At 46.0% G+C, this 14,015-nt stretch carries 11 protein-coding genes; 9 read left to right on the forward strand and 2 right to left on the reverse strand.

What is annotated here, in order from left to right:
- Positions 1-240 precede the first annotated feature (240 nt).
- The 5 genes from ACDZ28_RS11490 (at position 241) to ACDZ28_RS11510 (ending at position 4,273) form a co-directional block, all read left to right on the forward strand.
- Positions 241-1,125: an inositol monophosphatase family protein gene (locus ACDZ28_RS11490; protein ID WP_042123958.1), complete on the forward strand. Its 885-nt coding sequence runs from the start codon at positions 241-243 to the stop codon at positions 1,123-1,125.
- A gap of 15 nt (positions 1,126-1,140) precedes the next feature.
- Complete coding sequence (locus ACDZ28_RS11495; RefSeq protein WP_042123959.1) at positions 1,141-1,401, forward strand: hypothetical protein; 261 nt, start codon at positions 1,141-1,143, stop codon at positions 1,399-1,401.
- A gap of 127 nt (positions 1,402-1,528) precedes the next feature.
- Positions 1,529-2,821 (forward strand): stalk domain-containing protein, encoded by a 1,293-nt coding sequence (locus ACDZ28_RS11500; RefSeq protein ID WP_042123961.1) that lies wholly within the window; start codon positions 1,529-1,531, stop codon positions 2,819-2,821.
- Between the two features lie 99 nt (positions 2,822-2,920).
- Positions 2,921-3,472: a peptide deformylase gene (gene def / locus ACDZ28_RS11505; RefSeq protein WP_339291225.1), complete on the forward strand. Its 552-nt coding sequence runs from the start codon at positions 2,921-2,923 to the stop codon at positions 3,470-3,472.
- 180 nt (positions 3,473-3,652) lie between these two features.
- Positions 3,653-4,273, forward strand: coding sequence for a hypothetical protein (locus tag ACDZ28_RS11510; RefSeq protein ID WP_375104715.1), 621 nt, complete (start codon positions 3,653-3,655; stop codon positions 4,271-4,273).
- Positions 4,274-4,345: 72 nt separating this feature from the next.
- Here ACDZ28_RS11510 and ACDZ28_RS11515 read toward each other — a convergent pair whose 3' ends face one another.
- Together ACDZ28_RS11515 and ACDZ28_RS11520 are read right to left on the reverse strand one after the other, a co-directional pair.
- On the reverse strand, positions 4,346-5,662 hold the full coding sequence (locus ACDZ28_RS11515) for a glutamate-1-semialdehyde 2,1-aminomutase (RefSeq protein WP_375104716.1): 1,317 nt from the start codon (positions 5,660-5,662) through the stop codon (positions 4,346-4,348).
- A gap of 122 nt (positions 5,663-5,784) precedes the next feature.
- A complete protein-coding gene (locus ACDZ28_RS11520; RefSeq protein ID WP_042123967.1) occupies positions 5,785-6,837 on the reverse strand; it encodes an LCP family protein in 1,053 nt (350 codons plus the stop codon).
- A 105-nt stretch (positions 6,838-6,942) separates the two neighbouring features.
- On the opposite strand from ACDZ28_RS11520, the gene bcp reads away from it, so the two are divergent.
- The 4 genes from bcp (at position 6,943) to ACDZ28_RS11540 (ending at position 14,013) form a co-directional block, all read left to right on the forward strand.
- Positions 6,943-7,410 (forward strand): thioredoxin-dependent thiol peroxidase, encoded by a 468-nt coding sequence (bcp, locus tag ACDZ28_RS11525; RefSeq protein ID WP_042123969.1) that lies wholly within the window; start codon positions 6,943-6,945, stop codon positions 7,408-7,410.
- 123 nt (positions 7,411-7,533) lie between these two features.
- Entirely contained in the window at positions 7,534-11,817 is a 4,284-nt protein-coding gene (locus tag ACDZ28_RS11530) for an acyl-CoA dehydratase activase-related protein (RefSeq protein ID WP_375104717.1), read from the forward strand.
- Positions 11,818-12,052: 235 nt separating this feature from the next.
- Positions 12,053-12,505: a MarR family winged helix-turn-helix transcriptional regulator gene (locus ACDZ28_RS11535; protein WP_042123971.1), complete on the forward strand. Its 453-nt coding sequence runs from the start codon at positions 12,053-12,055 to the stop codon at positions 12,503-12,505.
- Complete coding sequence (locus tag ACDZ28_RS11540; RefSeq protein ID WP_042123972.1) at positions 12,502-14,013, forward strand: DHA2 family efflux MFS transporter permease subunit; 1,512 nt, start codon at positions 12,502-12,504, stop codon at positions 14,011-14,013. The genes ACDZ28_RS11535 and ACDZ28_RS11540 overlap by 4 nt, the downstream gene beginning before the upstream one ends.
- The last annotated feature ends 2 nt before the right edge of the window (positions 14,014-14,015 follow it).

The raw sequence follows: 14,015 nt of genomic DNA on the forward strand, positions 1-14,015 counted from the left end.
CAATGAAAATAAGGCGATAGGTCCCGAATACGGGTCCTATCATGACTTGATATGTAACTTGAAATAGGGTACGTTGAATGAAACTTTATTATGAATAACATTCAAGGGATCATACTACCAATTGGGTATCCCTTATGGCGGAACTTTGAGAACGTTTTGGCGTATTGCACGGTATTGTGAAAAGGATTGCTTTAAATTTCATGCCAATGGCGATTATGTTCAAGGAAGCGGAGTGAAGATATGAGTCCTTTAAAACCAGAGGGTAAGAACGAACGTGAACCCTATGTAGTATCGAGCAAGGGACATACGGCGGTAGCTATTAATGCTGCTGCCAAAGCAGGAGAATGGATAAAGAGCAGACAGGGCCTGGTGAAGGAGCTTAATACGAAGACATCGGCACAAGATCTGGTTACGGAAGTAGATAAAGGCGTTGAACAGATGATCCGCAGGTTGATTCTGACGCATTTTCCAGATCATGCGATCCTCGGTGAAGAAGGTGTATCCCCGGGTGCAGCAGCAGCAACCGCTGCATTGGAAGAAGCTCGTGAGCATGAATATCTGTGGATTGTAGATCCTGTAGATGGTACGACTAATTTTGTACACGGATTTCCTTTTTACTGTGTTTCTATTGCTTTGGTGATTCGTGGAGAATTAACGGTTGGTGTAATTTACGATCCGATTCGTGATGAGATGTTCGTAGCTGAAAAAGGTAAGGGAGCCTATATGCATGGTGTTCCTACGGCAGTTTCTACGGAGAACGTTTTTGGAGACAGCTTGATTGCTATGGGCTTTCCGCCGGACCGTGAATTTGCACAACCTGTGAATATGGCGGGACTGCAGAGCGTTCTTCCACAGATTCGTGGTATTCGTGCAGGAGGTTCGGCTGCTCTACATTTGGCTTATGTAGCAGCGGGTCGAGTAGATGGATACTGGGAAGTAGGCTTAAGCCCTTGGGATTGTGCTGCAGGAGTGCTGCTAGTCCTTGAATCAGGGGGCAGAATCACGGATACGCTTGGTCGTCCATACGATATTGGCACTCGTCATTTAGTAGCAAGTAATGGTCATATTCACGAATATTTGGTTTCGTCACTGAAGAATGCTGAAGCAACAGGATATAAGCTTTAGGGAGGACGATGCATCATGAGCGAGAAGGATGATCTGGAACGCAAGCTAAGTGAAATGTTGGTAGATGGTGAGATGGAACAGGGTGACCGTACTGCTAAAGAAATCCGTGAAATCTCTCCGAAGTATGAAATTCGTATCCAGACCACAATGGATCCTATTGTGGAGGAGACGCTTCGTTATCGTAAGATTGGACATGAACTGGACGATCGTTATGATAAATATTTGGAGCGCGCCGGGAAGAATCTGAATTCACAAGAGAATTCAGATAAAGAATAATACATTGGTTTCCAGTTGTGAATAGAATAGTGATTTGCAGGGCGGTTTCCCGAATATGGGAGGCCGCTCTTTTGCGTTGCTATCAGGGATGGTAGAATGAGAATTAGAACATTTTGGGAGGGATACGATGCTAAGCAAGTGGAGAAGAATTTTAGCAGCTGGCACAAGCGGTATGCTTTTGTTATCTGTGCTAATTGGTGTAGGTGCCGGATCGGCAAATGCGGCTGACACGTCTGCAACACAAAACGCAAGTCAGGATGTCTTTCGCATCGTAGCTCTTGGCGATTCGATTACTGCCGGATACGAGCCGGGAATGACGGATGTGAATACTAAGCCTTACGGCTATGCGGAGCGGCTACTGGAGCAGGGGTGGTATCATGGCAGAAGCGAGCTTACCAATTATGGTATTCTTGGACTGACCACTGCTGGACTACTTAATTACACAGGAGCCATCAAGGACGGCTCAGCGATTACCGCTGAAGGTATTCAGTCAGGTCTGCCAGATCCACGGATAGACCAGTTCGCTAAGTTAACCCCGCAGATCGCATCAGAGCTCAAGGAAGCCGATCTGATTACGATTACAATTGGGGGGAATGATGTAAGCCGTCTTTTCTTACAGGTTAAGGAACTGACAGATACAGATTTCGAATCTCAGCTGGAGCAGAAGCTAGCGGATTATAATACGAATGTGAAGGCGACTCTTGAGAATATTCGTGCGATAAATCCTCAAGCAACAATTATACTGGCTGACCAATATCAGCCTGCTCCTAAGATTGCTCTTGGTGCAATGTACACCAAATTGATGACCGCAGCAGCCCAATTTACGGATTCGGCAGATCGTGTGGCCGCAAGCGTAAATCAACCAGGAGCAAAGGTATTAGTAGCTCATGTGGCGGCAAAGTTTGCCGGCTCAGAAGGCTCACTCACACATATTATTGGGGCAGGACAAGCGGATTTTCACCCTACGCAGCTCGGATACGAGACCATTGCAAAAGTATTTGCTGAATTACAATGGGGGGAATACCGCATTCCTACTGTAGCAGCAATGGCTACGGATACTGTACCGATGTCGATTGTAGTAAAGGGTGTAGAGTTAAATACACCGAATAAACCTATCCTTAAGAATGGTCAGAACTTCTTGGCGCTTAAAGATATTCTGAATGCCGTAGGCGCTAACGGAAAGTGGGATAATAAGACCTCTAGCGCAACTATCGAATATGGTGGACGGACTGTCGTAATCACGATTGGCAGTAAATTCATTAAGGTGAATGGACAGAATGTAGCCATTGATACCCCTGCTTTTCTGCAAAAGGTAGGCAAAGAAGATAAAACTTATCTTCCCCTTGCCGCATTGGCGACCGGACTTGGATTCGATGTGAATTATAGTAGCAAACTGCGAACTGCTTTCATTAATCCATAAATCTGCATACTATATTATAAGTACTTAAATTAAGCCCGTAAGGCAAAGGTGGATGGAATATTGTCTAGTTCAAAATTCAGTGCTGAATATATCATCACTATGGATGATATTGTACGGGAAGGTCATCCCGTACTTCGTACCGTAGCTGGGCCAGTGGAGCTTCCTTTGCAGGAGGAGGATCGTGAGACTCTGCAGTGTATGCTTCAGTTTCTAAAGAACAGTCAGGACCCGGAAATTTCCGAAGAATACAATTTACGCTCTGGTGTAGGCCTGTCGGCGAATCAAATCGGACTTACGAAGCGTATGTTCGTGATGTATTCTACGGACGAGAGAGGAAAGATCGTAGAGCATGCTTGGGTTAACCCTAAAATCATCAGTCACTCACTAACCATGGTGTACTTACCGGAGAGTGAGGGATGTCTGTCCGTTGATCGACCAGTGCATGGATTTGTACCGAGATACGAATCTGTGAAGGTTAAGGGATATAATCTTGAGGGTAAAGAAGTGGTCCTTAAATTTAAGGGCTACCAAGCCATCATCATCCAGCATGAGATTGATCATCTCGATGGGATCATGTTCTATGATCGAATTAACAAGGAGAATCCATTCAAGCTTCCTCAGGGAGTGGAGATCCGTAACTTGTACGAGTAAGTAGGAGAATAATTTTGATTTAAAAAAGTGTGCGGTCTTACGGCTTATAGCTGAGGAACGCACGCTTTTTTGTCATCTGCAGGATTGTATGATTTCAATTATTTTACAAATTAATCCACGGAAGGTAACATTATAGCGAATAGATAAGAATTAAATTTAAGATCAGAAGGAGGTTATTGAATGGCTTGGGGGAGAATGCCAATAAGAGGCATGGTCAACGAATATAATGATGAGGTTAAAAAGATTGATGAGCAGATTTTGACTCTGATTCAGGAACGTAAAGCTATAACAGGCAAAAAACGGTTTTCCCCAGAGAGTGAGCTTCTTGAGGAGTGGTCAACCAGATTCGAGATGGACACTTCTCAGATTGTACAGTATATACACAGTCTGAATGAGGCTGTACCCAGACGGAAATATTGGGAAGAGCCCGGCTTGCTACTTGGTGTACTTCCAATTGTGAAGCGGATAGTCTTCGAAGATTGCGAATATACACTTACACATGCTATGCAGTATGAAACGCTTAGTATAGTTACTGTGGAGATTAAGTATTTAAAAGAAACGGTGGAGCACATTCATCTTAGAGCCGCTTTAACATTGGAGATTATCAGTGAGGCAGTCTATGAAATCCAGCCGCATGGAGGTCACGGAGGGGGCGCTCATACACAAATGCAGTTTTTGGTCTCACCGCCGCTGCCAACAGATCTGGACACGGTCCAATTTTCCTTAATACCTGGAGTTGACCGAATGTTTGGACCTGCTATGACGGAAATTATATTGGACAAGCAAGTCGATTTCGAATAGTACCTATGCAAAAAACCTACCACCAGAATTTGGTGGTAGGTTTCTGTATGTTTTGTGGCCGTAAATTACTTCTTATTTCTCAGATGCCATAGCGGCGAATGACGCTTCAGCTGCAATCAGTGTAGCATCGATATCCGCATCGGTATGTGCTGTCGTTAGGAACCAAGCTTCATATTTCGAAGGGGCAAGGTTAATCCCACGGTTCAACATGTGACGGAAGAAGCTGGCGAACAATTCGCCATCTGTATCTTGTGCCTCATCGTAATTGGTAACCGGATGCTTACAGAAATGAGTGGAGAATGAACCACGGATGCGGTTGATTGTCAGTGGAATGCCATGACGGTCAGCAGATTCCTGAAGTCCATCGACAAGACGGATCGCAAGCCGCTCCATCTCATCGTATACGCCTTCTGCGCTCAGCACCTCCAGACAGGCGATCCCTGCGGAGATTGAAGCAGGATTACCCGCCATTGTTCCCGCTTGGTATGCCGGTCCTAGCGGTGCTACTTGTTCCATCACATGCTTACGACCGCCGTACGCTCCGATTGGTAGGCCGCCGCCGATGATTTTGCCGAGTGCTGTCAGGTCAGGAGTAATGTCTTCATGGTTATCCAGTCCTGCATAGGTCTGAGTGGAACCATAGTGGAAGCGGAAGGCAGTAATAACTTCGTCATAAATAACGAGTGAGCCGTTATCATGAGCCAGCTTGCAGAGCCCTTCGAGGAATCCAGGCTTCGGCATAACCATACCGAAATTACCGACGATCGGTTCAACCATTACAGCGGCGACATCCTCGCCCCATTTCTCCAGTGCCTCTTGCAGGCTTTCCAGATCATTAAAAGGAACAGTGATTACTTCCTGTGCAATACTGCTTGGAACGCCGGCACTATCTGGAATACCAAGCGTAGAAGGCCCGGATCCTGCTGCAACAAGCACTAGATCAGAGTGGCCGTGATAACAGCCAGCGAATTTTACGATTTTGCTGCGCTTTGTATAAGCACGAGCGACACGAATGGTAGTCATAACCGCTTCTGTGCCGGAATTGACAAACCGGACTTTATCCATAGATGGAATAGCTTCTTTAAGCATTTTAGCAAGCTTAATTTCGAGCTCTGTTGGGGTTCCGTAAAGAACACCATTCTCAGCTGCAGTGGTAATTGCCTTCGTTATATGTGGGTGAGCATGGCCGGTAATGATCGGTCCATAGGCTTGAAGATAGTCGATATATTCATTGCCATCTACATCCCAGAAGTGAGATCCACTGGCACGCTTCATAAATACAGGTGCTCCGCCTCCAACAGCTTTAAAAGAGCGGGAAGGGCTATTTACACCTCCAACGATATGTTGAAGGGCTTCGTGATAAAGTTGCTCAGATGTGGAACGATTCATAATGTGATCATCCTTTCGATTGTTGGTGCTCATGGCAACGGGCGAACAACGGTGTTTCCGCTGTCCGCCCGTATTATACCATTGCCTGTAGTGTCTACTTGTGAACGTTGCTTGTCAGATCTTTATTGGGTTCCGCTAGTGTTACTACTTGAAGTAGTCCCTGGTGAAGTTGAAGGTGTAGGCGTTGGCTCAGGGCCATTTAAGGTATCCTGAACAAATTCCTTTAATTTCTTCTCACTGCGAATGCCTATAACCTGCGATCCGTCACTTGTAGTTTCCTCTTTGAGCAGATCCATTGGCGGAATTTGCTCACTACCGCCCATGGTACTATCATACCCGACGGTTGCAAGCTTCCACATATCATTTACTGTCAAATTGGTTTCGATATAAGGCGTAACTTGAGACAGGATATTCGGTAGCTTGATTATGGATGTGGTCTTGATCAGCTTGTCAGCCACAACCTTGAGAAATGCACGCTGGCGCTCGGTCCGAGTGAAGTCGGAGGTAGCGTCATGTCGGAAACGTACATATTGCAGAGCTTTATTACCGTCGAGATGCTGATATCCTTTTTTAAGATCAATGTCATACTCGGGACCATCTGCAATGGTCTTGTACACCATATCTTTCTCGACTTCATAATCTACACCACCAACGGCATCTACTAGCTTGATGAATCCTTGGAAGTCCGTGTAGACATAATATTGAATCGGGATGCCGAGCAGATCGCTTACAGTCTGCATCGCCGTGTTAGGTCCATAAATGATAGCTGAATTAATACGTTTTTCGCCGTGATCTGGAATCGGAACGTAAGTGTCTCTAAGAATTGAGAATACGCTGATTTTCTTCTTCACGGGATCAAGTGAGGCGACGAGCATTGTATCGGAACGAGGAATTTCCCCCTTCTTGACACCGCGGGCATCCACGCCCATTAGTAGTATATTAACAGGCTCTGTACCTTCCCACTTTGGAGGTTCTGGAGTGTCAACATCAACGGTTTCAGCATTCTTGAATGGTGAATTCTCGGTGTTCGACATGCTGCCAAGCTCATTGACAATGGAAGTGAAGTAATAAATGGTTCCACCGATAATAAGTAGGAGTATAATGGCCAGGGTCCAAAGCAGCGGTTTCTTTTTTGACTTATTAGTCTTTGCGTGCCTTTTCTTTCTAGGTGGCATTTCTCGTTCTTCCTTTCGCATTCACATTCTCTACATTATAATTTCTTTTGGGGATACGCGCAATTCATGCTCGATCCTCCAATATCAAGAAGGAGTGGATATAACTTGAACGTAGTAGCTATTGGACAAAAAGTACCGAATTTCACCCTTCCGTCCTCCAGTGGGCAAGAGGTTAGTTTAAATGAGTACCTGGGCCGAAAGGTCATTTTATATTTTTATCCTAAAAATATGACACCAGCCTGTACGCAGGAGGCCTGCGAATTCCGTGACGCTCATGATCAGATTACTGCGCTTGGTGCGGTTGTTTTAGGCATCAGCCCAGATCCCTTGGCCTCGCATATAAGGTTTACGGAGAAGAATAGTCTACCCTTTCCACTGTTGTCTGATGAGGATCATAAGGTCAGTGAAATGTTCGGTGTATGGCAGCTTAAGAAGCTTTATGGAAGAGAATTCATGGGCATTGTACGTTCTACTTTTTTGATTGATGAGCAGGGGATCTTAGTCGAAGAATGGCGGAAAGTACGAGTGAAAGGGCATGTAGCATCTACCATAGCAGGGATTTCCAAATCATAAAGTTTGTTAATAACTTTTTGTAAAAGTCTGTTACATTTTTAACAGCTTTCATAAGGTGTTGTCATGATATAGTTTCCTCATAATTGCTTCAAATTTGGAGCAAGACGAGGTGGTGTAGTGATAATGCTGCGTATTGGCCTTGATATCGGATCAACTACTGCTAAATTGGTTGTCATAGAACGTAATACTGTTGTTTATCAGGACTATGTTAGACATTATAGCGATATAAAAAAAGCAGCTCTCTCTCTTCTGTCTGATGTACAGATCAGATTTCCAGAGAGAGAAGCAACCCTTACTGTAAGCGGTTCCTCTGGCTTATCTTTATCCAAGCTGGGAGGGGTTCCGTTCGTTCAGGAGGTGATTGCCTGTACGAAGGCGATTGGCGAGCTAATTCCAGAATGTGATACGGCGATTGAACTGGGTGGCGAAGATGCCAAGATCATTTACCTTCGAGGTGGCATTGAGCAGCGTATGAATACGGCTTGCGCGGGTGGGACGGGAGCCTTTATCGATCAGATGGCATCGCTGCTGCAGACCGACCCGGCGGGCTTAAACGCATTGGCGGAAAAGCATGAGCGAATCTATCCCATAGCTTCACGCTGCGGGGTCTTTGCCAAAAGCGATGTACAGCCGCTACTGAACGAAGGGGCTCGTCGAGAGGATGTAGCGGCCTCGATCTTTCAGAGTATCGTCAATCAGACGATCAGTGGCCTCGCCTGCGGACGCCCGATTCGTGGACGGGTGGCTTTCCTTGGCGGCCCGCTAACCTTCTTGCCAGCCCTGCGTCAGCGTTTCGCGGAGACCCTTGAGCTTGCGCAATCGGATATTTTATTCCCTGACCGGTCGCAGTATTTCGTAGCAATTGGCTCTGCTCTTTCCGAAGCGAATCGGACAGCTTTGCCGCTCTCAGGTTGGCTCGCGCGAATAGCTGCCGTGGATTTTTCAGCGGATCGGGCTATGGATGCAGAATTACCGCCGCTTTTTGAGAATCCTGATGAGCTTGCTGCGTTCCGTCTACGCCACGGTAAAGCCTCTGCTGCCAGATCAGACTTGGCGGTGTATCGCGGCCCTTGCTATTTGGGGATCGATGCTGGTTCAACAACAACCAAACTTGTATTGACCGGCTCCGCTGACGAAATTCTATATACCTTTTATGGAAGTAATAAAGGGAACCCCTTGTATTCTGTCAGTGAGGCACTGAAAGAAATGTATCGGGTTCTGCCTAAAGGCTGTTATATTGCAGGCTCTTATGTGACAGGTTACGGAGAGGGTTTAATCAAATCCGCTTTATGGACGGACGGTGGTGAAGTGGAGACGGTTGCTCATTACAAGGCCGCTTCTAAGTTCATGCCGGAGGTAGACTTTATTTTGGATATCGGCGGACAGGACATGAAATGCATCAAGATCCGCGGCGGTGCGATCGACAGTCTGATGCTCAATGAAGCCTGTTCGGCAGGCTGCGGCTCTTTTCTTGAGAGCTTTGCTTCTGCGCTAGGCTTAGGCATCGAGGCGTTCGCCAAGTCAGCTCTGGAAGCGACCAAACCGGTTAATTTGGGTTCGCGCTGTACAGTATTCATGAATTCTAAAGTGAAGCAGGTTCAGAAGGAAGGTGCTTCACTGGCGGATCTTTCGGCAGGTCTTGCCTATTCTGTGATTAAGAATGCATTGCAAAAAGTAATTAAAATTCGCAATCCTGAGGATCTCGGGCGAAATATTATTGTTCAGGGCGGCACCTTCTATAACGAAGCTGTATTGCGTGCTTTTGAGCGCCTAACGGGGAGAACCGTAGTTAGACCGGATATTGCTGGAGTGATGGGTGCGTACGGGTGTGCGCTGATTGCTCGTGAGCAAGCAGGGGCTGACGGAAAAAGTACGTTGCTTGGACCGGAGGAAATTGCCAACTTTAAGTACGAGGTATCTTCAGGCCGTTGTGGCCGCTGTGGGAATAACTGCGCTTTAACGATCAGTCGGTTCCCGGATAAGAGCTTCTACGTTACAGGTAATCGCTGCGAGCGTGGTGCAGGAGGCCGGAAAGAGAAGAATGTACTGCCAAATTTGATGCAATATAAGTATGAGCGCTTTTTCGACTATGAGGCATTACCGGAGGCAGACGCAGCACGGGGCACAGTCGGCATTCCACGTACGATGAATATGTTCGAGAATTACCCGTTCTGGCACACATTTTTCACCAAACTTGGCTATCGGGTGCTTCTCTCTCCTAAATCAAGCAAGAAGCTTTACGAAAGTGGTATGGATACGATTCCTTCAGAATCGATCTGTTATCCAGCAAAGATGGCGCACGGACATGTGCAGAGCTTGATTGGTAAAAATGTAGATTTTATTTTTTATCCTGCGGTGGTGTATGAGAAGAAGGAGGATGAAGCAGCGGATAATCATTTCAATTGTCCGGTGGTCGCCTCTTATCCTGAGGTTATTCGCAACAATATGGATGGGCTTAGGGAGAAGGGAATTACGCTGGTCAGCCCGTTTCTGACCTTTGACGATAGAACTGCACTGACCAAGGGACTCGTGAAGACATTTACTGGGATTCCGAAAGAAGAGATTACGTCTGCTGTACAGGCAGGACTTGCAGAAGCTGATCGCGCTAAAAGTGATGTGCGTACCAAGGGTGAAGAGACACTTGCGTATCTCGCCAGCACTGGGAACAAGGGAATACTTCTCTGTGGTCATCCTTATCATGCGGATCCTGAAATTAATCACGGTATAGCGGATATGATTACCGGTATGGGACTCGCCGTGCTGACAGAAGATTCCGTCTGCCATTTGGACCGAAGTGAAGGGGAAGTGGCGGTTGTTAATCAGTGGACCTATCATGCTCGGATGTACCGCGCAGCCCGGCTTGCAGCAGTCCGAACCGATCTGGAGCTTGTTCAATTGACTTCCTTCGGTTGCGGGATTGATGCGATTACATGTGATGCCGTACAAGATATTATGGAAAGGCATAACAAAGTATATACGCTGATCAAAATCGATGAGATTAGCAACCTTGGCGCAGCTCGCATTCGACTACGTTCACTGCTGGCAGCGATGCGCGAGCGTGAAAAAGGCAAGGTGTTGCCACAGAAGGCACCTAAAGTACAGGCTAATGTAGCCTTTACGAAGGAAATGAAAGAAACGTATACGATCCTTGCGCCGCAAATGTCGCCCATTCATTTTGAATTGTTTGAGCAGGTTTTCCGGGATGCGGGATATCGTCTCAAGATCCTTGAGACTACTGGACCTGAAGAGACAGAAGAAGGTCTAAGATACGTCAACAATGACGCATGTTATCCCGCAATCGTAACAATAGGGCAAATTCTGTCAGCATTGAAGAGCGGGGACTATGATCCAAATCGTACCGCTGTAATCATGTCACAGACGGGCGGAGGCTGCCGCGCGACCAATTATATTTCTTTGCTCCGCAAAGCTTTAAAAGATTCAGACCTTGAACAAATTCCTGTGATTTCACTCAATGCTTCTGGAATGGAGAACCAGCCGGGCTTTCGTATCAGTCTTAAGCTGGCAAATCGGTTGATAGCCGCAGCTTGCTATGGTGATCTTATGATGCGACTGCTAAATCACTTTAGACCGTATGAGGTTGTTCCAGGGAGTGCTGAACGTTTATTCCGCAAGGGGATGGAGCGCTGTAAGGTCAGCTTAGTCACCTTCTCGTTCCGAGAATACAAACGTCTGATTCGTGAAATCGTTGCAGACTTCTGTAAGCTGCCCGTTACAGGTGTTACTAAACCAAGAGTGGGCATTGTTGGTGAAATCCTAATTAAATTTCACCCGGATGCCAACAACCGCATCATTGAGATGATTGAGGCGGAGGGTGGAGAAGCGGTAATGCCGGACTTCTTGGACTTTATCTTTTACTGTGTGTACAATCCGATCTACAAAGCCGAGCAGTTCGGCAAAAGTAAACGGTTGGGATATATTAATCCGATGTTAATTTCCTATCTGGAGATTTATCGTAAGCCGATGAAGCTTGCGCTTGAGGATGCGGGACTGGCTAAAGGACGGGAGAATATTTATGGTCTTGCTGAGAAGGCCAGCAGACTGGTATCTGTAGGAAATCAGATGGGTGAGGGATGGTTCCTGACCGCGGAAATGATGGATTTGATGGATAATGGCGTGAATAATATTGCTTGTATTCAGCCGTTTGCCTGCTTGCCCAACCATATTACCGGGCGCGGGATGATTAAGGGGCTTAAGGAGTTATATCCAGGTGCAAATATCATTGCCATTGATTATGATGCTGGAGTTAGCGTGGTTAACCAAGCGAATCGGATCAAGCTGATGATGTCGATTGCCAGCAGTCAGGAGGGGCAGGCTGTATCGGATTTAGAACAATCACTTAAACCGTTGCAGCAGAACCTGCTTGAAGGTTCATACAGTTTGTCCTGAGTATAAAAAGTCAAGGATATAGACGAACCGTATATAAAAAGCGGACCAAGAATTCACTTGGTCCGCTTTTTTTGTATTTTAACAGCTTGACCTTATCTTTGCGTTCTTTCTGCAAGATAATAATGGGTTTTCAGAAAGTTACAGTAAATAGTTGACTGAAATTTAGTTAAGGCGTAAAATAGTACGCATACGAACTATTTGATACTTTAACTAATTATTTTATGGAGGTGGAGATTTGGAGGACAAGGAGCAACAATTAGATGATATATTCTCCTCTTTTCGCCGCATTAGTCATGCTTTTCAGCAGTTGCTTTGGAAAGATGCCGAAGAGCTGAATATTACGCCTACCCAGTTAATGGTTCTACGCAAAATATCCGAACATCCTGATATTGGAATCACTGATCTTGCGGAGTTATTGCATTTAGGGAATAGCGCAGCAAGCGGAGTTGTGGACCGGATGGTGAAAGCTGAGTTGATTACAAGACATCGTTCCGAGGTGGATCGACGTATATACAAATTGGCGATTACTGAGAAAGGGAATGAGATCAGAGAGAGAAGCAAACAATCACTTAGAAAGTATTTGCTTCCACTGTCAAATGTGCCTGCTGAGGATGCAGGAGAGTTACTTAGGATTCATAGCGAAATCATTCAGATATTAGAGCAAGGGAGAGACAACAAGAATTTATGAGTACTACTACTGCTAACGCTGCAGCAGCAACAAAGCATATTCGTAGAGGCCCAATCATTGCGGCGCTATTAATAGGTGCATTTGTAGCGCTGTTGAACCAAACGCTTCTTAATGTTGCGCTGCCAAGCATAATGGACGATTTAAAAATCGCCACCACTACGGCACAGTGGCTAACAACTGGATTTATGCTCGTAAACGGGGTGCTTATTCCGATCAGTGCATTTCTGGTGGAAAAGTTTACGACCCGCCAATTATTCATTACTGCGATGTCACTTTTTTCTATAGGTACACTTGTGTGCGCTATTGGAACAGGCTTTGAAATGATCATGGTCGGCAGAGTCATTCAGGCTGTTGGTGCCGGGATTTTGATGCCGCTAATGAACATTGTGTTCCTCCGGATCTTCCCGATTGAAGAACGGGGCAAAGCGATGGGCCTGATGGCAGTCGCTATGATTTTTGCACCAGCTGTGGGTCCGACCTTATCGGGCTGGGTAGTTCAGAACTATTCCTGGCGTGTGCTGTTCTTTATTATTCTTCCACTTGCTGTATTATCGACCCTGCTGGGGATGAAGACGATGCAGAACGTAGGAGAAACAACCTCTCCAAAGCTGGATAAGCCGGGTGTCATACTATCTACGCTTGGTTTTGGGGGGTTATTGTACGGCTTTAGTGATGCCGGAACTGACGGTTGGGGAAGCACGACGGTTATTGTCTGCCTCATTTTAGGTGTGGTTGCTTTAGCTTTATTCGTATGGAGAGAGCTTACTACAGATACTCCACTGCTTGAATTCCGGATTTTCAGATACAATATGTATTCACTAACCACATTAATCAATATCATTATTACAATGGCGTTATACGCAGGTATGATTCTGCTGCCGATTTATTTACAGACGATCCGTGGGTTTACGCCGATGGAGTCCGGACTTATGCTGCTGCCGGGGGCTATACTAATGGGAATTATGTCTCCGATCACAGGGATTATATTTGATAAAATAGGTGCGAAATGGCTGTCTGTAATTGGTCTTCTCATCACTGTCGTTACTACTTGGGAATTTAGTAGGCTTACGGACAGTACAACGTATACCCATATGATTATTAATTACACGGTACGGATGTTAGGAATGTCGATGTTATCTATGCCAATTGTAACTGCGGGACTTAACCAGCTTCCACAGCGTTTAAGCTCACATGGTACGGCCATGTCTAATACGTTGCGGACGGTTGGGGGGGCATTAGGGATGGCGTTGTTCGTCAGTCTAATGACTAATAAGACCAAGAGCACAATTACAGATACCCTAATGAGCGGAGCTGTCTCGCAAAGTGATAAGGCTGCGATGCTTAAGCTCACACAAGAGGCAACGATTAGCGGGGTTACACATGCCTTTGCCGTTGCTACATGGATCACTGTGATTGCTTTGGTATTAGCCTTCTTTATCAAGAAGACTTCACCTGAGCCCGACTTCCTGAAGACGGAAGAAGAGAAGATACAGCAGGTAAATCAATAAAC

Origin of the sequence: Paenibacillus sp. RS8 (genome assembly GCF_041956825.1) — a bacterium.
Classification (GTDB): Bacteria; Bacillota; Bacilli; order Paenibacillales; family Paenibacillaceae; genus Paenibacillus_AQ.

Coding starts and splice junctions, on each gene's coding strand:
- ACDZ28_RS11490 (WP_042123958.1), top strand. CDS start 241: ATGAGTCCTTTAAAACCAGAGGGTAAGAACGAACGTGAACCCTATGTA.
- ACDZ28_RS11495 (WP_042123959.1), top strand. CDS start 1,141: ATGAGCGAGAAGGATGATCTGGAACGCAAGCTAAGTGAAATGTTGGTA.
- ACDZ28_RS11500 (WP_042123961.1), top strand. CDS start 1,529: ATGCTAAGCAAGTGGAGAAGAATTTTAGCAGCTGGCACAAGCGGTATG.
- def (WP_339291225.1), top strand. CDS start 2,921: ATGGATGATATTGTACGGGAAGGTCATCCCGTACTTCGTACCGTAGCT.
- ACDZ28_RS11510 (WP_375104715.1), top strand. CDS start 3,653: ATGGCTTGGGGGAGAATGCCAATAAGAGGCATGGTCAACGAATATAAT.
- ACDZ28_RS11515 (WP_375104716.1), bottom strand. CDS start 5,662: ATGAATCGTTCCACATCTGAGCAACTTTATCACGAAGCCCTTCAACAT.
- ACDZ28_RS11520 (WP_042123967.1), bottom strand. CDS start 6,837: ATGCCACCTAGAAAGAAAAGGCACGCAAAGACTAATAAGTCAAAAAAG.
- ACDZ28_RS11530 (WP_375104717.1), top strand. CDS start 7,534: ATGCTGCGTATTGGCCTTGATATCGGATCAACTACTGCTAAATTGGTT.
- ACDZ28_RS11540 (WP_042123972.1), top strand. CDS start 12,502: ATGAGTACTACTACTGCTAACGCTGCAGCAGCAACAAAGCATATTCGT.